21 protein-coding genes and 1 pseudogene are annotated in these 25,827 nt (G+C 39.4%); all 22 read left to right on the forward strand.

Features of this window, described 5'->3' with window-relative positions:
- Positions 1-659 precede the first annotated feature (659 nt).
- The 22 genes and pseudogenes from TW77_RS21410 (at position 660) to TW77_RS21520 (ending at position 25,769) form a co-directional block, all read left to right on the forward strand.
- Positions 660-1,826 (forward strand): nucleotide sugar dehydrogenase, encoded by a 1,167-nt coding sequence (locus TW77_RS21410; protein WP_046006998.1) that lies wholly within the window; start codon positions 660-662, stop codon positions 1,824-1,826.
- 1,148 nt (positions 1,827-2,974) lie between these two features.
- Positions 2,975-4,096 carry a polysaccharide export protein gene (locus tag TW77_RS21420; protein ID WP_046007000.1) on the forward strand — a complete coding sequence of 374 codons (1,122 nt, stop codon included), beginning with the start codon at positions 2,975-2,977 and terminating at the stop codon, positions 4,094-4,096.
- A gap of 11 nt (positions 4,097-4,107) precedes the next feature.
- Positions 4,108-4,542, forward strand: a complete 435-nt coding sequence (locus TW77_RS21425) for a low molecular weight protein-tyrosine-phosphatase (RefSeq protein ID WP_046007001.1) — start codon at positions 4,108-4,110, stop codon at positions 4,540-4,542.
- 14 nt (positions 4,543-4,556) lie between these two features.
- The gene (locus TW77_RS21430) at positions 4,557-6,794 is read left to right on the forward strand and encodes a polysaccharide biosynthesis tyrosine autokinase (RefSeq protein ID WP_046007002.1); all 2,238 of its coding nucleotides are present in this window, start codon (positions 4,557-4,559) and stop codon (positions 6,792-6,794) included.
- A 425-nt stretch (positions 6,795-7,219) separates the two neighbouring features.
- Positions 7,220-8,494 (forward strand): Vi polysaccharide biosynthesis UDP-N-acetylglucosamine C-6 dehydrogenase TviB, encoded by a 1,275-nt coding sequence (tviB, locus tag TW77_RS21435; RefSeq protein WP_046007003.1) that lies wholly within the window; start codon positions 7,220-7,222, stop codon positions 8,492-8,494.
- Positions 8,495-8,551: 57 nt separating this feature from the next.
- Positions 8,552-9,598 carry an NAD-dependent epimerase/dehydratase family protein gene (locus TW77_RS21440; RefSeq protein ID WP_046007004.1) on the forward strand — a complete coding sequence of 349 codons (1,047 nt, stop codon included), beginning with the start codon at positions 8,552-8,554 and terminating at the stop codon, positions 9,596-9,598.
- 35 nt (positions 9,599-9,633) lie between these two features.
- Positions 9,634-11,043, forward strand: coding sequence for a mannose-1-phosphate guanylyltransferase/mannose-6-phosphate isomerase (locus tag TW77_RS21445; protein WP_046007005.1), 1,410 nt, complete (start codon positions 9,634-9,636; stop codon positions 11,041-11,043).
- A 3-nt stretch (positions 11,044-11,046) separates the two neighbouring features.
- A complete protein-coding gene (locus TW77_RS21450) occupies positions 11,047-12,453 on the forward strand; it encodes a phosphomannomutase (RefSeq protein WP_046007006.1) in 1,407 nt (468 codons plus the stop codon).
- Between the two features lie 154 nt (positions 12,454-12,607).
- Positions 12,608-13,378, forward strand: coding sequence for a glucose-1-phosphate cytidylyltransferase (gene rfbF / locus TW77_RS21455; protein WP_046007007.1), 771 nt, complete (start codon positions 12,608-12,610; stop codon positions 13,376-13,378).
- Positions 13,379-13,380: 2 nt separating this feature from the next.
- Complete coding sequence (gene rfbG, locus TW77_RS21460) at positions 13,381-14,436, forward strand: CDP-glucose 4,6-dehydratase (protein WP_046007008.1); 1,056 nt, start codon at positions 13,381-13,383, stop codon at positions 14,434-14,436.
- The gene (gene rfbC, locus TW77_RS21465) at positions 14,423-14,959 is read left to right on the forward strand and encodes a dTDP-4-dehydrorhamnose 3,5-epimerase (protein WP_046007009.1); all 537 of its coding nucleotides are present in this window, start codon (positions 14,423-14,425) and stop codon (positions 14,957-14,959) included. Before rfbG ends, rfbC begins: the two co-directional genes overlap by 14 nt.
- Entirely contained in the window at positions 14,959-16,098 is a 1,140-nt protein-coding gene (locus tag TW77_RS21470) for a DegT/DnrJ/EryC1/StrS family aminotransferase (protein ID WP_046007010.1), read from the forward strand. Before rfbC ends, TW77_RS21470 begins: the two co-directional genes overlap by 1 nt.
- Positions 16,082-16,738, forward strand: coding sequence for a NeuD/PglB/VioB family sugar acetyltransferase (locus TW77_RS21475; protein WP_052713299.1), 657 nt, complete (start codon positions 16,082-16,084; stop codon positions 16,736-16,738). The genes TW77_RS21470 and TW77_RS21475 overlap by 17 nt, the downstream gene beginning before the upstream one ends.
- A 2-nt stretch (positions 16,739-16,740) precedes the next feature.
- Complete coding sequence (locus TW77_RS24485) at positions 16,741-17,574, forward strand: glycosyltransferase family 2 protein (RefSeq protein WP_052713300.1); 834 nt, start codon at positions 16,741-16,743, stop codon at positions 17,572-17,574.
- On the forward strand, positions 17,571-18,659 hold the full coding sequence (locus TW77_RS21485) for a glycosyltransferase (protein WP_046007011.1): 1,089 nt from the start codon (positions 17,571-17,573) through the stop codon (positions 18,657-18,659). The genes TW77_RS24485 and TW77_RS21485 overlap by 4 nt, the downstream gene beginning before the upstream one ends.
- Positions 18,625-19,704: a glycosyltransferase family 4 protein gene (locus TW77_RS21490; protein WP_046007012.1), complete on the forward strand. Its 1,080-nt coding sequence runs from the start codon at positions 18,625-18,627 to the stop codon at positions 19,702-19,704. Before TW77_RS21485 ends, TW77_RS21490 begins: the two co-directional genes overlap by 35 nt.
- On the forward strand, positions 19,671-20,597 hold the full coding sequence (locus TW77_RS21495) for an EpsG family protein (protein ID WP_046007013.1): 927 nt from the start codon (positions 19,671-19,673) through the stop codon (positions 20,595-20,597). The genes TW77_RS21490 and TW77_RS21495 overlap by 34 nt, the downstream gene beginning before the upstream one ends.
- The gene (locus TW77_RS21500) at positions 20,594-21,856 is read left to right on the forward strand and encodes a lipopolysaccharide biosynthesis protein (protein WP_046007014.1); all 1,263 of its coding nucleotides are present in this window, start codon (positions 20,594-20,596) and stop codon (positions 21,854-21,856) included. Before TW77_RS21495 ends, TW77_RS21500 begins: the two co-directional genes overlap by 4 nt.
- The gene (locus tag TW77_RS21505; RefSeq protein ID WP_046007015.1) at positions 21,849-22,970 is read left to right on the forward strand and encodes a glycosyltransferase family 4 protein; all 1,122 of its coding nucleotides are present in this window, start codon (positions 21,849-21,851) and stop codon (positions 22,968-22,970) included. Before TW77_RS21500 ends, TW77_RS21505 begins: the two co-directional genes overlap by 8 nt.
- Before the next feature lie 77 nt (positions 22,971-23,047).
- Positions 23,048-23,956 (forward strand): NAD-dependent epimerase/dehydratase family protein, encoded by a 909-nt coding sequence (locus TW77_RS21510; RefSeq protein ID WP_046007016.1) that lies wholly within the window; start codon positions 23,048-23,050, stop codon positions 23,954-23,956.
- Between the two features lie 10 nt (positions 23,957-23,966).
- Entirely contained in the window at positions 23,967-24,515 is a 549-nt protein-coding gene (locus TW77_RS21515) for a sugar transferase (protein WP_046007017.1), read from the forward strand.
- Between the two features lie 306 nt (positions 24,516-24,821).
- Positions 24,822-25,769: pseudogene (locus tag TW77_RS21520) on the forward strand (IS30 family transposase).
- Positions 25,770-25,827 lie beyond the last annotated feature (58 nt).

The raw sequence follows: 25,827 nt of genomic DNA on the forward strand, positions 1-25,827 counted from the left end.
TAATTATTCAAAATGGTATAAGTCAGCGCCAGCAGTGAGTTAAGAAAACAAGGCGTGTTTGTTTCAGCCAGTGGTGTGCTATCAGTTTGATTGCGCCATTTTAACTCTACCCAACCTAGTACAGATCATTAATAAAATTGCGCAGTCACAGGGTCGCCTACTGGAGTTACATATCAAAGCTCGCTTCGAAGGTCGAACGCTAACTTGTCAATTGTTTTGTTTAGAAAGTAGTCGCATTGGTTGCTCCACTGATCTTCCAGTCACTAGGCTTCTCGGTACCTCGTACTGCAGTAAGTCTGAAATATGTATAAATGCTGCAATAAACCTGTAATCCCCACTTAACTGCCGAATATGTTCTGCTTATGCAGTAACGCTCTACCCCCAAATCATATCTGAGCATGCATAAACAACAGTAGCAGAGCAGTAGCTGAAACTTGCTAAGCAGAGAACTGGCTGTTAGTCGCATTTTTTAAGCGCTGTTGTCATATTTTCAAAGCAAAAGAGTCATAAAAAAGTCTCGTGGGCGTTTTATGCTGAGATTGCTTTGTGTCATTAACGAGGTACGTATTGATAGCTGAGTGCTGTATTTGAAAGTACGGCAAAAATGTTGGTTGAGCTTTTTATTGATACGTTTGCATATCAAGAGGGTAGAAGAGACTATGAATATTACGGTTGTCGGGACGGGGTATGTTGGTTTGTCGATTGCCATGTTGCTTGCACAACACCACGATGTCATCGCTCTGGACATATCGCCTGAAAGGGTAGACATGTTAAATCGTCATTGTTCACCGATTGTTGACTCAGACATCTCGGAACGTTTGTCAAATAAATCGATGACTTTCCGAGCAACGACAAATAAAGCGCAAGCTTATCGACTGGCAGATTTTGTTGTTGTTGCGACGCCGACGGATTATGACCCCGAGACTAACTATTTTAATACGCAAACGGTGGATCTCGTTATCAATGATGTATTGGCACACAATAGAGAGGCGACCATTGTTATTAAATCGACTGTGCCAGTTGGTTTTACAGAGCGGGCCAAGGTAAAGTTTAGTTCTGAAAACATTATTTTTTCTCCAGAATTTTTACGAGAAGGGCGTGCACTATACGATAACTTACACCCTTCTCGTATTATTGTTGGTGAGCACTCAGAGCGTGCATGCGTATTTGCGGGCTTACTTCAGCAAGGTGCGCACAAGAAAGACATCGACGTGCTATTTACTAATCCAACAGAGGCAGAGGCTATAAAGCTGTTTTCAAACACCTACCTCGCCATGCGCGTTGCATTTTTCAATGAACTGGATACTTATGCGGAAAAGCATCAGCTGGATACCAGGCAAATTATCGAAGGCGTTGGCTTAGACCCTCGGATTGGAATGCATTATAACAACCCTTCATTTGGTTATGGTGGCTATTGTTTGCCTAAAGATACCAAGCAGTTATTGGCCAATTACAAAGATGTGCCTAATAACCTTATACGTGCCATTGTTGATGCAAACGACACACGTAAAGAGTTCATCGCTAAGTCAGTGCTTAAGCGCCGTCCAAAAGTGGTAGGGATCTATCGGCTGATCATGAAAGTAGGCTCTGATAACTTTAGGTCTTCTGCAATTCAGGGGGTGATTAGAAGAATAAAGAATGCCGGAGTTGACGTGGTAATCTATGAGCCAGTGTTATGCGAGCAGGAATTTTTGCAGTCTGGAGTCATTAATGACCTTGATGAGTTCAAGCTGATCTCAGACGTCATCGTGTCTAACCGTATGGTAGATGAAATTCGTGACGTTGCGGACAAGGTATATACCAGAGATTTATTCGGCAGCGATTAGTTCACGAGTCCTATTCTATAAAGCAAAACCGGGATGGTGATATAATGAAGCTTGCTCTGATGCCTGCCTGGTCTCAGTCAACTTAGTAAGCTAAGCTTTGCTTACTCCTTGGGTATGAGTTTTAGGGTGATGAAAAGCGTTCAATTCACAGCTGCGATACAAACAGAGGTAAAGTGACATTGGCAGTTCACTTGCTAGAAAATTAGGGTATCGCGTTGTCGTATGTTGATGAGGCCACCGAATGATATACTCGCTAGCTTTTGCTAAGTCTGCCCCTTGAAGGCGAGTGTTCTACTAGACTCATTCAATAAAAGCAGTATAATGTGGCGTCAGATTATTTGGATACCTCGAATGAGAGATCTTTGCATGGAACGCTATTATTTGAACATTTTTGACTTTCAACGAATTAAGACCAAAGCCGTTGAGAGTAAGCTTTTTCCCCCTATCCTTAAGCATCGAACAAATAGGAACCTTGGCACAACCCCTTTGCGGCAAGTGTTTTCTCAGAATTCCAACTTTATTATGGGTATGCTCCCAAGTTTCAAGCTATGGACACGTTTCAACAGCGCACAGCTTGGTCATCCGAAAATCACAAAATACGGGCAGTATAGCGCTGTTTAGTTATTGATACTTTTATTGTTGTGATTTGTTGACTAGTTTTGGTGGGGGTCAGTGAAAAGCAATCCTTTATACTTATTTATTTTTAATGAAAAGGGTGTAGGCTAAGGGGTAATTTGCTACAGTCATGACTGTGCTTATGGTCAGAAAATCAATTTGTTTAAGCTTCTTATGAAGCATTTCAATAGGGAGTTTGAGCTCGATAGCTGTGTATTATGATGGCAAGCAGCACTTGAAATAAGTGAGTCTCTAAATGATCATATTTCAGGTTTATGATACTGCGATCATGATTTCTCTCAGTGAACGATGCTATCATTCAATGCTGTAGAACATTTCGAACGCAAAGTGAGAGGCAGAAAGTTTAATGGGCTTTGATGTAAGTGAGCGCACGCATAAATAGAAGGCCTTTGGAGGCTCTGACTGGACTAATTTGTCACTTGCGATTAACAATCCTGCGTGCTTTAATTGGTGATGCGAAATATTACACCATTAAAATTTAAAAGAAATAACTATATTTTTGGGAAAAAATAATGGCGCTATGCTGTAAAACTATCATTGCTTCTACTGTATTTCTTGCAATGACTGGCTGTTCGATTGTTCCCGGCGGCCATTTCGAAGGAATAAGCTCAAGTGAGCAAACCGCGAGCTTACAACGAGACCTAGAGAACATCAACATCCATTTAATCGATGCTCAACTTATCAATGAGTCTAAATCGCCTCAGGCTAAAATATTGCCAAGCCAGACTGTGGGCGCGGTGGGTGTCGATGTATCAGGTTTTGAATACAAACTCGGCGCTGGTGATGTACTCACTATTGGTGTATGGGATCATCCAGAGCTAACAATACCAGCTGCAGTTCAGAGAACAGCTGAGTTTGATGGGTTTCGTGTACAGTCAGATGGCACGATTACATTTGCCTATGCTTCAAAAGTTCCTGCCGCAGGTAGAACTGTGACTGAAGTACGTGAAGATCTGATCAAGCGACTGAGTCGCGTTATTGAAGATCCACAAATTGATGTAAAAGTTGTAGGCTTCAAAAGTCAGAAAGTTTATGTGACTGGTGAAGTAGCCAACCCTAACGTTTTACCGATTACTGAAACGCCTCTCACCTTAATTGATGCCGTAAATCAAGCTGGTGGCTTGACTGAGGATGCTGACTGGAAGGTCGTAAATTTCACTCGAGGTGACAAAACTGAGCAAATTAGACTCGACGCGTTTTATGCAAACGGCGATATCTCTCAGAACCGCTTGTTACAACATGGAGATATTATCCATGTTACCCGGAATGACAAGCGCAATGTTTATGTGCTCGGAGACGTAAATAAAGCAGGCAAAGTTAGCATAAATCGTTATGGTCTGAGCCTTGCGGAAGCGCTCAGTGATGTCGGTGGTATTAACGAACGCACTGCTGATGCCAATGGTATTTTTGTTTTGCGCAAGCGCGATTTGGAAAGCGATGGCGTTGTTGCTGATGTATATCAATTGCATGCTCGGAATATAGCCTCTTTGGTTCTAGCGGAGCAATTTGAACTAGAGCCACAAGACATTGTGTATGTTACTAGCGCCCCTCTTGCTAGATGGAACAAAGTTATCAGCCTCTTGTTGCCTTCACTTGCCACTGTGGATGCGCTGCAAGATATCGACAATCAATAGTGTGAAAATTCATGTTTGACAGTGTTTTAATGGTATGTGCGGGGAATATTTGCCGCAGCCCCACAGCGGAATATGTACTGCGAAATAAGCTCGAAGGGCGTGATATAAAAGTTACTTCCGCGGGCCTAACTGCTTTGGTTGATAAACTGGCGGATCCGATGGCTCAAGAGCTTGCCCTGCAACATTGTATTGATATGTCTGCGCATAAAGGACAGCAAATTAGCACATCGCTAGTTGCTCAGCACAGTGTCATATTAGTGATGGAGCAACGTCATCTTGAAGACCTCTGTTCCCGTTACCCTCAAGCGAGAGGTAAAACATTCTTACTAGGAAAATGGTTAGGAGATAGAGAAATACCTGATCCATACCGTCAAAGCCGAGAAGCTTTCGAACATGTATACGATTTAATCGATAGCGCGTGTGGCGCTTGGCAGAAGTATTTATAAGGATGAAAGAGTCAATGAACGCTCAATCAAACCTATTGAGTGGGGTGCAATCAAAGCAAGCCACGCAGCAAGCGCAAGAAATCGACCTAATGGCGCTGTTAGGTGCCCTACTAGACCGTAAATTATTCATAATTGGTGTAACCGCATTGTTCATAATAATGGGGGGGGCTGTCGCGATTTTTAGCACGCCTGTTTACCAAGCGACTGCGATGATCCAGGTTGAAGAAAAAGGTGGCTCGGTTCCTGGTTTTGATGAGCTTGGGGGGATGTTTGAAAGTACCTCTGCCGCAGTCACAGAAATTGAGTTACTTAAATCACGCAGTATTATTGGTGAGGCTGTTGATAGCCTTAAATTAGACATTGTAGCCAAGCCAATGTTATACCCAATTATAGGGGGTCGTGCGTTTCGTAATTTTACCCCTATGCAAGTGGGCGAGTTGGCGGAGCCCAGCTTTGGTGCGTCAAGCTATGCCTGGGGGGGGGAGGTCATTGATGTATTCAAGTTTGAGGTTCCGAATTATGCAATAGGTCAAGAGTTTACTGTGGTAACGCTTGCAAACAACCAATTCGAATTGTTACACAATGGCGATGAGCGTATCCTGCAAGGGAAGGTTGGAGAGGAGGTATCAAACGGTACTTTCAGCCTAACTCTTAAAACCTTAATTGCTCGCCCCGGTACCGAATTTATTTTGGTAAAACGGGACAGATTAAACACTATACTGGACTTGCAAGCAGCTATCGGCGCAAGTGAAAAAGGTAAAGACTCAGGTATAATCGATTTAACATTACAAAACGCAAGCCCGAACTACGCCGAAACAGTGCTTAACACAGTGGCTAATATTTATGTGCGCAGAAATGTTGAGCGTAACAGTGCGGAAGCGCAGAAATCTTTAGACTTTTTAGAGTATCAGTTACCACAGGTGAAGAAACAACTCGAGGCGGCTGAACAGCGTTTTAATGACTATCAGGTAAAACAGCAATCGGTGGATATCTCGTTGGAAACCGAAGGGGTGTTAAAGCAACTAGTTAAGCTAGAAACTCAATTACAAGAGCTTGAGCTAAAAAAGCTAGAACTAGGGCGTAAATTCAAACAAGGCCACCCAAGCTATCAAGCTGCGCTGGAGCAAATTGAAGCCGTAGAAAGTCAAAAACGCCGTTTAGCAGCAGAAGTGCAAGTGCTACCAGAAACGCAGCAAGAGCTATTACGTTTAACTAGAGATGTAGAAGTTAATAACGAAATTTATACACTGTTATTGGCTAAAACCCAAGAGCTAGATATTGTACGAGCGGGCACTGTAGGCAATGTGCGTGTAATTGATCTTGCCGAAGTAAACGTATCAAAGCCAGTTCAACCTAAAAAAGCCTTAATCGTTATTATGGCAACGATACTTGGCGGGATGCTGGCGATAGCAATAGTGTTAATTCAAAAAGCCATTCACAAAGGAATTGAAGATCCAAGTGAAATAGAAGCGCTTGGTCTGCCAGTGTATGCAAGCGTCCCCTACTCAGAGTATCAGGTTAAGTTAACTGGGTTTGCTAAAGCTCGCAAAGGTAAAACCGCAAAAGCGAAGTCGATACTCGCTGTAGATAATCCAGCAGATCTTTCAATTGAAGCGCTACGAAGCCTACGTACCAGCCTGCATTTTGCCATGATGGAGGCAAAAAATAATGTAATCGCGATCTCAGGCCCTAGTCCGGGAGTGGGTAAATCGTTTATCTCTGTGAATCTAGCTACCGTTCTTGCTCAAAGCGATAAAAAAGTGCTCATTATTGACGCAGATATGCGCAAAGGCTACTTACAAACTCAATTTGGTATGCAGTGGGATAATGGCTTGAGCGATTATCTATCCGGCCGAATTAACCTTGAACAAGCAACAAAACAGAGCCAAGTGGAAGGGTTGGATGTAATGACCCGTGGTCAAATACCACCTAACCCTTCTGAACTCTTAATGCATGAAAACTTCTCAAAATTGGTCGATAAAGTAAGTGCCAAATATGATTTGGTGATAATAGATACGCCCCCAATTTTGGCAGTAACAGACCCTGCAATTGTAAGTGCACACGCAGGTAGTACTTTGCTAGTCACACGTTTTGGTCAGAACCATGTTAAAGAATTAGAATTAACTCGAAATCGTTTTGAACAAAATGGTATTGATGTAAAAGGGGTGGTATTCAATGGCGTAGTTAAAAAAGCTAGTAATGCTTATGGATATTACGGTTACTATAATTATGAATATAAATCAGATAAATAACAATTGTAGGTCGTCGTTTACGGCTACAATTGAAATGATATTTGATAGCAGCGACTTTACGTCGCGACAGTTAAAACCGCCACCCTGAACACGTTTCAAGGCCCAAAGGTTGTCATCCTGAACTTGTTTCAGGATCTAAAAGGTTTGTCACCCTGAACACGCTTCAGGGCCTAAAGGTTTGTCATCCTGAACTTGTTTCAGGATCTAAAAGCCACAGATTGAATCAGATACAAATCAACATTCAATCGGTAGCAGCGACTTTACGTCTCGACAGGAAAAACTGTCACCCTGAACACGGTCAGGGCCCAAAGGTTTATCACCCTGAACTCGTGCCAGGGCCTTTAAATAGCGCAATTTGCTTATACGAAGATTGCCTTAAAAACTATTTTTAAAATTCAAAAATTTGCCAGGTGAGATGTAAATATATGGACTTAAATAAAGTAAAAATTGGTGTGATTGGCTTAGGTTACGTGGGCCTACCACTTGCAGTAGAGTTTGGAAAAAAATATCAAACACTAGGCTTCGATATTAACCAAAACCGCGTTTCAGAATTGTTAGCTGGCCACGACTCAACACTTGAAGTGAGCGATGAAGAGCTTAAGCAAACTCACATGTTAAGCTACTCTCATACTGTTGAAGACTTGAAAAGTTGTAATATTTATATAGTAACAGTACCTACACCAATTGATGAGCATAAGCAACCTGACTTAACACCATTAGTAAAAGCAAGTGAAATGCTTGGCAAGGTAGTAAGTAAAGGCGATATCATTATATATGAGTCAACAGTATACCCAGGTGCAACAGAAGAAGTTTGTCTACCAGTTGTAGAGCAGGTGTCTGGTCTTGAGTTTAATAAAGACTTTTTTGCTGGTTATTCACCAGAGCGAATTAACCCAGGTGACAAAGAACATAGAGTTACAAATATATTAAAAGTAATTTCAGGCTCTAATGATGATATTGCAGAAATTGTAGATAACCTATATAAGTCAGTCATCACTGCTGGCACACACAAAGCTTCAAGTATCAAAGTTGCTGAAGCCGCTAAAGTAATTGAAAACACCCAGCGTGATGTGAATATAGCGCTGATTAATGAATTATCAATTATTTTTAACAAACTAGGAATTGATACACTTGAAGTGCTTGAAGCAGCGGGTACTAAGTGGAACTTCTTACCATTCCGTCCAGGTTTAGTTGGCGGTCATTGTATTGGCGTTGACCCTTACTACTTAACACATAAAGCGCAAACTGTTGGCTATCACCCTGAAATGATTTTAGCAGGTCGCCGATTGAATGACGGCATGGGGCAGTATGTAGTATCGCAACTTGTGAAGAAAATGCTAAAACAGCGAATTCATGTTGAAGGTGCAAATATTTTAGTTATGGGTTTCACCTTTAAAGAAAATTGTCCTGACCTAAGAAATACACGTGTAATTGACATTGTTGAGGAACTAAAAGAATACAATACCAATGTTGATGTTTTAGACCCTTGGTGTTCTAGTGAAGAGGCTGAACATGAATATGGTCTGACTTTAGTTAAAGAAGTTAAACAAGGTCATTACGATGCGATTATATTAGCCGTTGGTCATAATGAATTTAAACAGCTTGGTGCAAATGCAATTCGCAAATTTGGTAAGTCTGAACATGTTTTATATGACTTGAAGTACGTGCTCGATAAGAGCTCTGTAGATATGCGCCTTTAGTAACCTATATAAAATTAATTTAGTGGGCTTAATAAGCCCACTTTTTATGGAAGAACAATGTCTAAGTACGAAGAAATTCAAGAAAGTTTAATTAAAGAGCCTAAGGTCTGGTTAGTTACAGGTGTTGCTGGTTTCATAGGCTCTAATCTTCTAGAGAAACTTTTAAAGCTAAATCAAAAGGTGATTGGTTTAGATAATTTTGCAACTGGCCATCAGCATAATCTAAATGAAGTTCAGGGTTTAGTTAAGGAGTCACAGTGGCAAAACTTTAGTTTTATTGAAGGTGATATTCGAAACTATTCTACATGCGAAAAAGCGTTGGAGGGTGTGGATTATGTCCTCCATCAAGCAGCCCTTGGGTCAGTGCCTCGCTCAATTGCAGACCCAATAACAAGTAATGCAGCAAACATAACTGGCTTTTTGAATATGTTACAAGCAGCAAAAGAAGCAAAAGTAAAAAGCTTTACTTATGCGGCGAGTAGCTCGACGTATGGTGATCACCCAGCACTTCCAAAAGTTGAAGAGAATATTGGTAAACCACTTTCACCTTATGCCGTAACTAAATATGTCAATGAATTATATGCAGGGGTATTTGCTAAGACTTATGGATTTAAAACCATCGGTTTACGTTATTTTAATGTATTTGGTAAGAGACAAGATCCAAATGGTGCATATGCCGCGGTGATTCCAAAATGGACGGCCTCAATGATTCAGGGTGAAGAGGTTTTTATCAATGGAGATGGTGAGACTAGTAGAGATTTTTGCTTTATTGAAAATACGGTACAAATGAATATTCTTGCAGCTACTGCACCTGAGGAAGCAAAAGATAAAGTTTATAATGTCGCTGTGGGTGACCGCACCACTTTGAATGAACTTTACTACGCCATTCAAGCAGCTTTGAAAGAGTGCGATGTGATTGTAACGAATGAACCAAGTTACCGAGATTTTAGAGCTGGTGATGTACGCCATTCACAAGCTGATGTGAGTAAAGCAAAAGGCTATCTTGGCTACTCACCAGAGTACCGCATTTTAGAAGGCATCAGTAAATCAATGCCTTGGTATAAGAGTTTTTTAAATCTGGCAACGACGAGCAAGCAAGCCTAGTCGCATTTTGAACAATATTCAGCTTAAGAGTTAAAATGATTTTACCAATTATTATGGCGGGCGGTTCAGGCACGCGTTTATGGCCCTTATCACGCGGAAACTACCCAAAACAATTTTTAAAACTGCATGGTGAAAATACTATGCTGCAAGAGACTATTTTAAGATTAAATGGTCTTGAGCATGCTCCAGCGATGTTAATTTGTAATGAAGAACATCGCTTTATTGCTGCAGAGCAAGTGCGCCAAATAGGTGTTGCACATAGTGGTATTTTTTTAGAGCCTGTGGGTCGTAACACAGCTCCTGCTATTGGGTTAGCAGCTTTCAAAGCCGTTGAAAGCAATCAAGATGCATTATTACTCGTTTTAGCTGCTGACCACGTTATTGAAAACCAAGCGGCTTTCAAAGAAAGTGTTAACAAAGCAACATTGTTAGCAGAGCAAGGTAAATTAGTGACCTTTGGTATTGTTGGTAATACGCCAGAGACGGGTTATGGCTATATTAAGCGTGGTGCAGAAGTAGAACACGGTTTTGTTGTTGATAGCTTTGTAGAAAAGCCTAACCTCGAAACGGCGCAAGAATATATCGCAAGTGGTGACTACTACTGGAATAGTGGCATGTTCTTATTCAAAGCAAGTCGCTATCTTGAAGAGCTAAAGGCATTTCGTCCAGACATTTATGAAGCGTGTGAAAAAGCAGTTCAAGTACAAAATAATGATATGGACTTTGTACGAGTAGATAAAGACGCATTTGAAGCATGCCCAGACGAATCTGTTGATTATGCGGTGATGGAACACACACAGGATGCTGTTGTAGTACCAATGGATGCGAACTGGAATGATTTAGGCGGCTTTGCAGCATTATGGGAAGTGTCTGAACAAGATGAAAATGGTAATGCTTTCATTGGTGACGTTAAATCTGTAGATACAAAAAACACCCTAGTATTTGGTGAAGACAAACTGGTTACAACCGTCGGTGTTGAAAACTTAGTCATCGTCAATACAAAAGATGCAGTATTAGTTGCGCACAAAGACGAATCTCAAAAAGTAAAAGAAATCGTTAGTCAATTAAAAGCGGATGAACGTTCAGAAGTCACATTCCACCGTGAAGTATATCGTCCTTGGGGTAAGTACGACTCAGTAGATAACGGTGAACGTTTCCAAGTAAAACGTATCACGGTTAAACCAGGCGCAAAACTATCTGTGCAAATGCACCATCACAGAGCTGAGCATTGGGTTGTGGTTTCTGGTACTGCAAAAGTACAAATTGATGATACAGAACAGTTCGTTACTGAAAATGAATCAGTATACATTCCAATTACCGCAGTTCATGCACTAGAAAACCCAGGCAAAGTAGATTTAGAGCTTATCGAAGTGCAGTCAGGTTCGTACTTAGGTGAAGATGATATTGTACGCTTTGAAGACCGTTACGGAAGAGTAAAAGGCTAAGCCATGAATACAAAATCAGTAATTAAATCAAGTGGTATTGCATTTGGTACCAGTGGGGCCAGAGGTCTCGTTGTTGATTTTACACCAGAAGTGTGTGCGGCCTTTTCAATTGCGTTCGCTCAAAGTATTAAAAGTGAATTCGCATTTAATACAATGGCCATTGCAATTGATAATCGCCCAAGTAGTTTCGATATAGCAAAAGCCTGTGTAGCAGGCTTAAAGCAACTAAATATAGACGTTGTTTATTACGGTGTAGTACCCACTCCAGCACTTGCTTATACAGCGATGCAAGATAATATGCCTTGTATTATGGTTACAGGCAGTCATATTCCATTTGATAGAAATGGTTTAAAGTTCTATCGTCCCGATGGTGAAATCACCAAGCTAGATGAGCAAGCCATTCTGACTGCTGATTTTGATTTTACTGACTTGAAGCTAGCTGATATCAGTTTACCAATAAGTGACAAAGCCAAAGAGGCTTATACCACTCGATATACGAAGCTGTTTAACGAAGAAGCGCTAGCAGGTAAGCGAGTGGGTATTTACGAGCACTCGAGTGCAGGTAGAGATATTTATAAATCACTATTTGAGCAATTAGGTGCAGAAGTTATTTGTCTAGGGCGTAGTGATGAATTCATCCCAATCGATACCGAAGCTGTATCAGATGAAGATAAACAAAGAGCCAAAAAGTGGGTAAGTGAGTATCGCCTAGATATGCTGTTCTCAACGGACGGTGATGGCGATAGACCACTAGTTGCAGGTGAAGATGGCGAGTGGTTAAGAGGTGATATTCTAGGTCTACTTTGTAGCCAAGCGCTCTCAATAGAAGCACTTGCAACCCCTGTTAGCTGTAATACCGCCATTGAGTTGTCTGGTAGCTTTAAAACCGTAACCAGAACAAAAATTGGCTCACCTTATGTCATTGAGGCTTTTGCAGAGTTAAACAAAACTTATCAGCGTGTAGCAGGTTTTGAAGCGAATGGCGGTTACTTACTGGCGAGTGATTTTGAATTTAATGGTAAAGCACTGAAAGCGCTGCCAACAAGAGACGCGGTATTGCCTGCGCTAATTGTCGCAACAATGGGTAACAGCATAGCGAGCTTGCTAAAAGGATTACCACAACGCTTTACTGCAAGTAATAGGTTAAAAGACTTTGCAACTGAGAAGAGCAAAGCTTTAATTGCTGAGTTAAGCGAAAACCCGAGTAAACTTTTGGAAGAGCTACAGCGTGGTGACGCAGTACTAGTGAGTCAAATTGATGGATTAAGGCTTACAGCAGGAAATGGAGATGTTGTACATTTAAGGCCATCAGGTAATGCGCCAGAGTTAAGATGTTATGTTGAATCAAATTCAGAGCACGCAGCGATGGAGTTGATGAAAAATGTTTTTGGCGTAATAAAGTTAAAGTAAAAATGAAACTTTTAGTGGTTAAAAATATTTTTAACCGTTAGTCTTATGGAGCCTCAATTTACTTACTTTAGATATAAGGTTTTTGACCTTTACTCGTTGTTAATTATATTTGACGGGTTTGTAAGTCGGGATTAATTGAATATAGGAATCAAAAATGAAAGCTGTTATTTTAGCTGGTGGGCTGGGAACACGTTTATCGGAAGAAACTTCTGTAAAGCCTAAACCAATGGTCGAAATTGGTGGGATGCCAATCATTTGGCATATCATGAAAAATCTATCCAAGTATGGCGTTAATGATTTCGTTATTTGCTGTGGATATAAAGGTTATGTGATTAAAGAGTTTTTCTCTAATTACTTATTACATTCTTCTGATGTAACTTTAGACCTTTCGGATGGCTCTATTGATATTCATAATAACAAAGCTGAAAACTGGAAAGTAACCCTGATCGATACGGGTGCTACGACTCAAACTGGTGGCCGTTTAAAGGCAGTTAAGAGCTACTTAGAAGACGAAGAGTACTTTTTGTTTACTTATGGTGACGGTTTATCTGATGTTAATGTCGATGCATTAGTTGATACTCATAAAAAGCATAATAAACTTGCGACCGTTACTGCAGCACGTCCTAATGGCCGATATGGCGCTCTACAGATTGAAGACGGTACGGTTAATCGCTTCAAAGAAAAGCCTGAAGGCGAAGAGAGTTGGATTAATGGCGGCTTTTTCATTTTAGATCCAAAAGTCATTGAATTAATCGAAGGACCAGAAGTTCCTTGGGAATCAACACCTCTAGAAGCATTATCAAGAGATGGTCAGCTAGCAGCATATCAACACGCAGGTTTCTGGCATGCTATGGATACGCTCAGAGATAAAAATGCACTCGAGAAAATGTGGCAAGATAATGCAGCCCCGTGGAAGAATTGGTAATAATGAAAAATATTAATGTTCTGATCACTGGACATACAGGTTTTAAGGGCTCGTGGCTAACTGCGTTACTTCATTGTCTAGGTGCTAATGTCTATGGCTATTCCCTTGAAAAAAATGCAACACCGATTTATGAGAAAATACGTGAGCTGGATTTGCTTGCTGGTGAGTGTATTGGTGATATAAATGATGAAACCAAATTTCGAGAGTTTGCTGAATCAGCTAATCCGGAAATTGTGTTTCATATGGCGGCTCAGCCATTAGTGATAGAATCCTATGAAGACCCTATTAGCACTTTTGATACTAACGTTGTTGGTACTGCTAAGGTGTTAAACGGATTAAGGTGTATAGCAAACCTTAAGTCAATCGTAGTCATAACTACAGATAAGTGCTACCGAAATAATGAATGGTGCTGGCCTTATAGAGAGACTGATGCTTTGGGTGGACATGACCCATACTCTGCGAGTAAAGCATGCACGGAATTGGTCGTTGATTCATTTAGGAACTCGTTTTTTAATACTGAGAGTTCACCGTTGATTGCAACTGTTCGAGCAGGCAATGTTATCGGTGGTGGTGATCCAACACAAGGGCGTTTATTGCCTGACATTGCTACAGCGCTTGTGACAGAAAGTACTTTAGAAACGAGAAATCCGTATGCTACTAGACCATGGCAACATGTACTAGAGCCCATTACTGGATACTTATCTTTAGCAATGAGGATGCGTGGTGGCGAAGATTCATTAGCAACTGCTTGGAACTTTGGGCCAGCTGCAGATGCAAATAAATCAGTAGGTGAAATCCTAAATGTTGTTGAAAGCATTTACTCTGGCTTTAAATGGAAAGCTTTGGGCGAACCTAAATACCACGAAGCAAAATTACTTTCATTAGATAGTTCTAAAGCAAACTTTGAGTTGTCTTGGTCTCCTAATTGGGATTTTGATACGTCTATAGAAAAGACGCTGCAATGGTATGTTGACGTTCATGCTGGTAACGACCCTTTTGAAGTCACACTTGCACAACTGAAAGAATTTATGGAAGGGGTTAATTATGATTTTTCATAAAACACCGATAAGCGGTCTCTATTTAGTTGAAGAAAAGAGAATAGAAGATGATAGAGGTTTCTTTGCAAGAACTTTTTGCGAAGCTGAGTTTGCCGAGCATGGATTAAATACGGAGTGGGCTCAGAATAATCGCTCTTATAATGTACATAAAGGCACTCTGCGTGGATTACATATGCAATCAGATCAGCACGCAGAAGTGAAGCTTGTTAGTTGTACACGAGGAAAAATATGGGATGTCGCGGTTGATCTAAGACCAGACTCTCCGACTTTTAAGCAGTGGTATGGCGTCTATTTAGAAGAAAATGACGGCAAATATTTTCATATCCCTAAAGGTTTCTTGCATGGTTATATTACTTTAGAGGAGCACTCTGAAGTACATTATAAAGTTTCAGACCCTTATCAGCCAAACTCAGAAGTCGGCGTACTTTGGAGTGATAAGGAGCTGGCGATTGAATGGCCTATTACCCCCCAGTTTATATCTAGTAAAGACGAAGAAGCAGTTTTGCTTGAGGAATTATTGTAATGAATATTCGTTTATTTAAGCCGTCATTTGGTGATGAAGAATTAACAGCGGTTCAAGGGTGCTTTGACCGTTCATGGGTTGGTTTAGGTAATAATGTCAATGAGTTTGAAAAACAGTGGAAAGAGAAACTGGGCTGTGAAGAAGCAATTGCTTTAAACTCAGCGACGGCTGCGTTGCATCTTGCTTTGGCATGTATGAAATTGCCAAAAGGCTCCAAAGTACTTGTTAATGCACTAACATTTGCATCTTCTGCTACTGCGATTTTATATAATGATCTTGTTCCTGTCTTTGTAGATTCTGACCCAGAAACGCTTGGAATGTCATTTGAAGACTTACAGGCTAAGTACACTGATGATTGTTCAGCAATTGTTGTTGTTCATTATTCTGGTCACCCTTCTCCAGTAGACAAAATTGTCCCTTGGGCAAAGGAGAAAGGTATCAAAGTTGTTGAAGATTGTGCGCATACAACAGGCCCTATGTATAAAGGTAAGCGACTGGGTCTTTGGGGTGACATTGGTTGTTATTCGTTTGAAGAAAAAAAGCTTATGACCACTGGTGATGGTGGTATGCTTTGCTCAAATGATAGTGAGCTTGTTAAAGATATGAAAGCCCTACGCTGGGTTGGCATTGATAAAGACAACTGGAAGACAGCGCAAAAGTATACGGATAACAGCGTAGATAGCATGCATTGGTTCTACGAAATTAGTGTATTGGGCTTCAAATACAATATGAACGACCTTGCTGCTTCTATTGGTTTGGTACAACTTGCAAAATTAGATCAAATGAACCAAAACAGATCCGGTACTATTCGTAAATATGTAGATGGGCTGGTATCTTCAAAAACAGTAAAACCAATGCTACCGTACAACCCGGAAGACTTTGTTTATCAGGTTTTTGCAGTTAGAACTAAATATAAGCATGAGTTAATTCTATTTCTTAAAGAGCATGGCGTTGCAACCGGGTGTCATTATACTCCTCTTACTATGCAACCGTTATTTGAGAAGTATGAAGGTGAGTGTCCTATTGCAGAGGCTGCATACGAAGAGCTTGTTACTCTTCCGTTACATTCAGATTTAACTGATGAGGAAGTGAATTACGTCATTGAAAAGCTGTTAGAGTTTGATGCAAAATATTCGTGAAATCATAATTTGGGGTGGCACAGGCCACTCCAAGACCGTATTTGATAACCTTGGCGATGACAGAAAACTTGTTTCCGCTGTGTTTGATAACAATGTCAATGTGACTGAATCACCGATACGTAATGTTCCATTAATTCATGGGAGCCAATTTAACGAATGGTTGTCATCAAGGGATGATATCAAGTCTATTGGTTTTATTCTTGCTATTGCCGGTGGGAATGGTTTAGCACGCAAAGAGGTAGGTCGTTTTTTGTGCTCACAGAATTTGACGCCGATTGATGTTATTAGTGAAAAATCAATAGTTGCTCATGATGTTATCTCAGGAAAAGGAACTCAGCTGCTGGCTGGATGTAACGTAGGCGCAAATGCAAAATTTGGCGACTACTGTATCGTCAATAACAACGCCAATGTGGATCATGATGCTCTAATTGGGAATTATTGCCATATTGCTCCTGGTGCGACACTTACTGGTGAAATTGAGCTGGGCGAAAATGTTTTTATTGGCGCTGGAAGTGTCATTTTACCTCGTATTAAAGTGGGTTCAAATGTAGTTGTTGGGGCTGGATCTGTAGTGACAAAGGATATCCCAAGCGATTCGATTGTTTATGGCAATCCAGCTCGAATTAAGGGAGAGGTCTAATTATGAAAACGGTTGAAATAGGGTTACCCGTCTATAATGGGGCTAAATATATAAGTGAAGCATTGGATTGCTTAGTTAAATTAGACACGACTGGTATAGATCTAAAAATTACCGTAAGTGACAATTGTTCTACGGATAATACATTAGACATAGTTCGTAACTTTCAAAAAACACATAGCAACATTCATATAATTGAACGGCCTGAAAATGTTGGGGCTGTCCCAAATTATTTTGAATTGTACGAGCGTTCTACTGCAGATTATTTTATGTGGGCGGCATGCGATGATTTATGGGACTCTAATTGGCTGGTTGAGCTTTTGAAAGAGTTTGATGATAATACAATTGCTGTCAGAGGGAACGTGATCCCATTTATGGGAGATGAACATCTACCTAAGCTCAACTTGCAAGAGTTTGAAGCTAGAAAAATATGCAAATTTATTTTAGATGATGAGAAAAATGGCAAAGGTTACTATATCTATTCACTTATCAACAGAAAAGCATTTCCGGGCTTTGTTGATGATCTTGTTATAGATGCAGATTCTTTCTCTCCTGATACTCAAATCAGCTATAGGCTCCTGCAAGAAGGCTCACTGAAACTATCTACTCAGACTAGTCAATATATTAGACGCCATAAAGAAAATGATGGAATTAAGCAATGGAGTGGTTGGGGATTAAAAATGCGTTTGCTAAGCTCTTATCCGCCAGCATTTTATAAAGGCTTATTTAAAAATACAGTTGGTGTATACAACAAGTCTCTTGTGTTCTTAATTACACCGCTTAAATATTTTAAATCGCAGTTTGAGCTGTTTTATAGAAATTTAAAGAAAATTGTATGAAAGTGTTAAATATACTCAACCCTGTCGAAAGAGGTGGGGGAGAATCAATGTTAATGGACTTATTGACGGAAAAAAGAGTAGGTATACACGAAGAGGTTGTACTTGTTTCAAAATGTGAATATTTGACAGAGCAATTTGATATTATGGGGATAAACTATAAAGAGATCCCTTTTAATATTAAAAACATCCCCTCTAGCAGTAAGTTTAAAAAGTTATTTAACGCTTTTGTTCAGATTATCTGGTTACTTGCAAATTATAGATATCTAAAACGTTTCGATGTAACGATACTACATTCCTTTCCTATTCATTTCTTCTCTGCACTATTGAAGAACTGTGTGATTGTTAAGCACTCTGTAGTTGGAAATAAAAAGTTAGTAAATCGATTTTTTGCGTTTTTTTTCCGCAAAGCACATAAAGTTATCGGAGTTGGACCCGCTGTAGTTCAATCTCTTGATGCATATTATGAGATTAAGTCTACGGAAGTATGGAACCCTGTCGCCAGTGAATATTTCGACGCCCCTCAATTACCTTCTTGCGAAGATGATGAGGAAATAAATCTCGTACATGTAGGTAGGTTGGTTCATGGAAAGAATCAAGCTCTTTCTATTCGAGCATGCTCAAGGTTACAAGAGCAAACTGGTAAACGTGTCAATCTTCATATTGTTGGACATGGAGAGTTGGAAACAGAGCTTAAAGAGATTGCTCGCGATTATAGCAACATTAAAGTCAACTTTTGTGGTCGCCTCGACAAATCCGAAATAATAAATTTAGTCGATAAATGTGATGTAGGTTTGTTGCCTTCATCTGCCGAAGGTTTTGGTATAGCCGCTGCTGAATACGTTATTCGCTCTAAGCCTGTGGTTGGCCTATTAGAGAGTGGCTTGCATAATATATTTGGAAATGTTGGCGTATTTACTACAGCAGAGACGCTGGATACTGCTATTTTAGATGCAATACAGTTAGCCAAAAAAGTAGAATTTTCAGACGCTGTGAGTTTAATGAAAGAACGTTTATCAGTGTCTAGTGTGAAAGATAGGTATATAGGAATTTATGAAGAAGCATGCGGTCCTATTCTTAAATCGTAAAGGTGGGGGATCTCACTTTACATACGAGCTAGTAAAAGAAATAGAAAAGAATAGGCTTGAGCAATTAGGGATGGTGATCATTCCTAAAACAAATATCCAAAAGCACTTATACGATAAACTTTCAACAGATGTTACATATCTGCCACATTATGATAGCTTGTTATCATATGTTTTTTTTGTATTGCTAAAGCTACCTTTTATTGGCTTATGGTTAGTTTATCAGTTGAAGAAAAATAGCATTGATGTCTTAACATGCACAATGCCTAGTGCTTATTTCCCACTGACTGCTTGGTTACTTAAACTTGTAGGGATTGAGTATCGCTTGATTGTTCATGATGTTCATCAACATGTTGGTGAAGAATCAAAAATTCAAAAGTTTTTATATAAGCTTGATATGAATTTTGCGGATTCATTTTTCGTTCTAACTCAACATGCAAAAGAGCAGTTGTCAAAGCTTACTAAAAAGCCTATTAAAGTATTGAAGCATGGTTATTTAACCTTTGGTAGAGAGTTTGCTGCAGGCGAGGTCAAACCAGAAAAACAGATAAATGCTGTATATATTGGTCGAATTAAAGAGTATAAAGGTGTTCATTACTTTTTGGAGGCCAACCAAAAATTTGCTCATGATGATAGGATCAAGTTCACATGTGCAGGCAGTGGTGATCTTTCATTTTTGGGGGATTTAAACAAATACTCAAATACTGAAATTATAAATGATTGGCTGTCCGATGAAGATATTGTAGACCTTGTTATGTCTAGTTCTATAATTGTACTACCTTATATTGACGCTAGCCAATCAGGTGTTATACCTCTTGCTGTTTTCCATGGGAAGCCTGTTATCGTTACAGACGCAGGTGGCTTAGCGGAGCAAGTAAATGGTGATTTTGCAATAACAGTTTCACCGAGAAGTGTTTCACAACTAGTTGAAGCTTATGAAGCACTTTTGAATGGGAGCATTGACCTAAATGCTATGTCAATAAAAGCGAGAGAGTTCGCATTATCTGAGTTGTCATGGAAAAACGTTATAGCGCAGTTAATAGACTAATACTTATAATAGTCATATTAGCTCAAGTGTACCTTTATTTTTATTCTGGTCTCAATTTCAGTGCTGATTATGAGGCGTACAAAAAGTATTTTGAGCACCAATATTACTTAGTTCATTATGGGTATAACCCCATTGTTGTCTTATACTTTATTGTCGATTATGTGGGAGGTGAAGCAGAAATGCTTTATTTCCTTATCTATTTAATATTTACAATAAGTATATATAACTTGAATTTTGAGTTTGTCGACGAGCGATTGGGTGGGTTTTTACCATTTTTTCTATACTTTTGCTTTCCATTAGGTTTTTTGTTTGCAATCGACAACCCTAAGTTTACTTTGGGAATATCCTTTTTTTGTTTTTTTATTTTGGCCCTGGAAAGAAAACATCCATCATATACTTTAAAAGGCGCTTTGCTATTACTTTCTGTAATGGCGCATTGGGGAGTTTTCCTGCTTCTGATTAGTTTGTTTTCGGCAAGGCTCGTTCGTACTAATACCCAATTTTGGTTAGCTTTACTTGGTGGAAGTGTTTGTATCATTCTATTTGGAAGCATTGTAATCCAAAACATTCTACCAAGTTATTTATTGTTTGACGGAGATGCAACTGGACGCGTTCGTGTTTTATTTATGGCGGTTGTGTCATTTCTTGCTACATGTATTGCATTGTTTTACGAGCAAACAAGATTAGACCGCTTTGTATTGATGTTGGCTATATTTGCAACCTTAGCATATTTTTTTGTGCACCCTGTATTTGCAAGATATTGTTCATTTTTATCTCTTATACTTTTAATGTCTGCATTTATAAAAGTCAAGCATTCTATTGTGATTTATGGGTATTTATCTCCATTATTGATTGGAGCTACTCTGTATGCATTTTATATGAAGGACCTATGAATATTTTAGGTAAAAACTTTGGTGGGTATTTTTTGTCATTTTTCATGGTAAAGGCATGCCTTTTTCTATCAAGTATTTTAGTTGCAAGGAATATAGATGTTACAACGGCAGGTAATTACTTTCTTGTTCTATCCATCGCTGGTGTAATTTCTTCTCTAACCTCTGTAACCGTAGGGAAGTTTGCATTTAAGTATATTTCAGAAGATAAAAGCTCAAAATTACATGATTTATACTTTAAGCAGTTAAATTTATACTGGCTTATTTCGGTAGTTTTCTTTTTGTTAATTGCCTTTTTCGCAATGCGGTATTTATATCTATTTGATGCAAATATGGCTATTGTGGCGCTTGTTTTTATCTGTGTATATTCATTGTCACATTTGTTATCTTGGTATTTGAGGTTATACAAGAAGGACTCGTTGTCACAACTCGTTATTTTAGCTCAGCCTTTTGTCGTTTGTTGCCTGGTCGCTACAACTTTATTTTCGAATTCTAGAGTTGAGATTGATTATAATATAATTGTCCTCTCATCCTTAATTTCAGGTGCTATTGCATTGTTGTTTTTGAATAAGGGTATGAATCTTAGTGTTGGCTCTTCTGTAGCAATGCTAGATATGCAATCTTTTAAATATTTTTTCTTAGCCTCTTTTTCTGCAATTTGGCTTAATGAAATTGATAACTTAATGATCCCCTTTATTCTAGGTGTGAGTGAGCTTTCAGATTATAAGCTTGCGTTTACTTACAGTTCGATAATATTGTTAATTTTGACTCTTGTTGGCAATGTAATCCCCAGAAAAGTAACTACTATTCTTGAAAAAAAAGATTATTCCAAGTTACGAACATTTTATTTTAAAAGTGTAAAAATGATGGCGTTACTCTCTATTTCGGTGAGTGTTTTTGTGGCTCAGGTACTCTCATTTTTTCGAAGCTTCTTTTTTTCAGCGGGAAATGGTGAGGTACTTTTGTGCTTTTATGTTTTACTAGGCTGTTTTACACTTGTTGCTGTACTTGGTGTGGTTTCATTTTTTGCAATCTATGTTGGTTTGGAAAAATTGGTTGCAAATAACATCATAGTGTTTGGTTTTCTAAATGTGGTTGGTAATTTTTTCCTTATTTCTGAATTCGGTATTATTGGTGCTGCTCTCTCTACAGGTTTGTCGACTTTATTAAGCTATATAGTCTTGAATTTCTATTTTATAAATAGGCTGAATCACCTATTATCACCCGAAAAACTTCCTCAAAAAGGCGGATCCAATGCGTAAGGTTTTCTTAGTTGCAAACTCACCATTTACGATTTTGAATTTTCGTAAAGAGCTAATAAAAGAATTCAAGAGAAAAGGGTTTGCAGTATATGTCTTATTTCCAGATAGCACTGACTTAATGAGTGCTCATGCATGCCAAGATGTAATTAGAGAGCTAGGTTGTGAGTGTATTCATATTCCACTATCGCGCAATGGAATGAATCCTAAAGACGACTTGGTTCTGGTTATGTTCTTGAGAAAGATCTTCAAAAGAGAAAAGCCTGATTTAGTCATGAATTACACCATCAAAGCAACTATCTACTCTTCAATAGCTGCGCGGCTTTCAGGTGTAAGAAATATATATTCTAATATAACCGGCCTTGGTTATGTTTTTATTGGTATGGATCTTAAAACTAAGGTATTAAGGCTCTTTATAAAAAACTTGTATAAGTTCTCATTAAGTTTTAATAAAAAAGTTTTCTTTCAAAACCCTGATGATCGAGCGCTCTTTAATAAATTCGGTATGTGCAAACTCGATAAAAGTGTTTTAATTAACGGCTCAGGAGTGGATACAGCTCATCTCAAACGATCTAGCACAAATAGAAATTATAAAAAGTTCTTATTTGTCGGGCGGATTTTAAAAGACAAAGGTGTTGTTGAGTATATAAATGCAGCTCGAATTTTGAAAAAAGAATATCCAGATACTGAATTTGCATTGGCTGGTGCTTTTGATAGCAACCCTTCGGCAATTTCAAAACAGCAGATCAGTGAGTATGAGCAAGAAGGGGTAATTAAATACTTAGGAGTTACGAGTGATATCAAAGGGCTACTCAATGAGTATGGTGTATTTGTATTACCCTCATATCGAGAGGGCACGCCACGTTCAACACTTGAAGCAATTAGTATGTCGATGCCTGTTGTTACGACAAATGTACCTGGTTGCAAAGAGACTGTGATAGAAGGGTATAATGGTTTTTTGGTAGACCCTAAATCAGCAAATGACTTGGCTCGTGGTTTATCGTGCATACTTGAGCATGATGATTTTGATTTGTTGGCAAACAATAGTCGTAAATTAGCAGTAGAAAAGTTTGATGTGCACAACGTTAATGGGAACATACTAGATGTGGTACTTTAGACCGCATCATATTAGTATCAAAATGTAGTGTTTTAGAGAATTTCTACCACGTCGACTTTGATTTTTGGAGAGTTTTTTTGAGTATATTAGTTACAGGTGGAAGAGGCTTTATAGGTTGCCATCTTTACAAACATTTGCAAAGCAATGGCTTGGTTGTCTCTGTGATATCAAGAGAAAAAAGTGAGCAGTCGAACTTTTATACTTATGATGATTTCTTTAGTCCAGACTTTCCAAACGGTCATTATCATACTCTAATTCATCTAGCAGGTGCCGCGCATGCTAAGTACTCTGATGAAGATGCATTTAAAATAAACGTAGAATTCTCTCGCACAGTTTTTTCAAATGCGATTGAAAAAGGTGTCGGTAAAATTATTTTTCTTAGCTCTGCAAATTTGTTCAGTAGTAGTGTAACATCTATCACCCCTGATTCTGATGTTCTATCTTTGAATCAATTGACAAATACATTGTCTACAAAGTTACAAGCTGAATTAGAGTTACAGGAAACTGCACGAAAAGCTGGTATTGCATACACCATAATAAGGTCTCCGCTCGTTTATGGTGAAGACATGAAAGCAAACTTTGCTGCACTGGCTGGGTATATTAATAAAGGGGGACCGTTGCCTTTTTCAGCGATAAAGGACAATAGAAGAAGCTTTGTTTCTGTATATAACCTTGCGGATTTGATTCGGACGTGTGTTATTCACCCAGGCGCAAATAATCAATCTTTTTTGGTCAGTGATGATCATGACTTATCTACGTCACAGTTGGTTACTATAATGGCTGCTGCGCAAGGTAAAAGACCTTTTTCTTTTCCGATACCAGCGTTTTGCTTCAAGGTTCTTGGAAAATTATTGGGTAAAACGCAAGCGATTGATAAACTAATTGGTTCATTACGGCTCGATATAAATAAGACCAAGAATGTACTCGATTGGAAACCACCACTTTCAGTTGCTCAAGGTTTTGAAAAAACTTTCACTAAAAATTAATGGCTTTAAGATGATTCGACTACTTGACTTTATTCTAGCTCTGGTTGGGCTTATAGTTACTCTTCCTGTATTGATTGTGATCTGTGTACTCGGAGTTTTTGACACAGGTTCCCCCCTCTTTAGGCAGCAAAGGGTGGGGAAAAATAAAAAGCCTTTTACGCTGATAAAGTTTAGAACTATGAAGGTAGATACAGCATCTGTCGCAAGTCACTTGGCAAGCAGCGCATCTATTACGCCACTAGGTGGTTTTTTACGTAAAAGTAAATTAGATGAGCTACCTCAACTATGGAATGTGTTGAAAGGCGAAATGAGTTTAGTTGGGCCGAGACCTGGCTTATTTAATCAAAAAGAGTTAACTACTGCTCGAGAACAGAAAAATGTTTTTGCAGTTAGGCCGGGGATTACTGGTCTTGCACAAGTTAATGAAATCGATATGTCGACACCAGAGTTATTAGCGAAAACTGACCGTGAAATGATTGATACAATGACTATTAGTAATTACTTCAAATATATATTTATGACGGTGTTAGGAAGTGGCTCAGGTGATAGGGTTAAATAGCTGCGGTTTGGTTTAGAGAGCAATACTATTTACCTTATCTCAGAGACGATTAACATCTTTAATAATAAAATGCTTGTAACCGGTGTTTTTCAAGTTAGTTGTCACCATTTACTGTTTTAAGCAGCTTGCTTTTCGACCTCACCCGTGTGCTGTTTTTCCGGGAGAGATGGTCCCAAAATTTAGCACACGCACTTAGGTGAACCTGATTTCAGATAATAAGTGCGACATTCATGGTAACGCGTAGAAGAGGAAGCCAACTACTGAAAGTGGTAGGCTCTTCTCGCCAAAGAAACAAGCAGTACTACCATGAAATATCAGCAGTTGACCGAGGGCAGAAGATACCAGATTTCCACATTATTGGAAGTGGGTTGTTCAGCCTCTGAAATCGCCAAAAAAGTAAAATGTCTTCGCTCCACCGTTTATCGAGAGTTAAGAAGGCATAGAATCAACGAGTCATATTGCCCTGATTCGGCGCACGTAATGGCTATAGGGAAACGCAAAACGGCACAGAAATACTGTATCCCTCAAAAACGAATCGACTTCATCCAAATACTACTGCAATCAGATTGGAGTCCGGAACAGATTTCAGCAGTATTAACAAGCGTTAAACAGCCTGTCAGTCACGAGTGGATCTATCGCTATGTTGCTGTTGATAAACGCAATGGCGGAAAACTCTATCGTCACCTACGTCAAGGGCATAAGCGATATAGACGAGGTAGAAATGACAAAGGCCCTACGATTTCAAATGCAATGTCAATTGATGGACGACCCGAAGTCGTGGAAGAGCGAACACGGCTCGGGGATTGGGAGATTGACACCGTATTGGGGAAGCAAGGAACTGGTGCTCTGGTCACTGTTTTGGAGCGGAAAACACGCTTTTATCTTGTCAATAAAGCCGCATCGAAATCAGCGGAAGATGTTGCACAGGCAACAATAGAGCTGCTTTCGCCTTATAAAAAGTATGTGCATACAATCACGGCAGACAATGGTGGCGAATTTGCCGCTCATGAACTCATTTCGGCCTCTTTAGAGGCGGATTTCTACTTCGCGCATCCTTACTCTTCCTGGGAGCGTGGGGCAAACGAAAATGCAAATGGTTAGCTGCGTCAATATATAAAGAAAGGCACTGATTTGAGAGAAGTAAGTGATGCAGACGTCGAGTTCGCGATGTCGCGGATAAATTATCAACCGAAGAAGTGTTTGGGTTTTAAGCAGCCAGCTGTAGTATTCAAAGAAATGATGCAGGCCGCTTAATTTAGGTAAGAGTGTCGCACTTCAGGGTTGAATTCGGGAATAATCTGTTATTAATAGA

The sequence above is a fragment of the Pseudoalteromonas rubra genome, assembly GCF_000967655.1.
GTDB classification, from domain to species: Bacteria; Pseudomonadota; Gammaproteobacteria; order Enterobacterales; family Alteromonadaceae; genus Pseudoalteromonas; species Pseudoalteromonas rubra_A.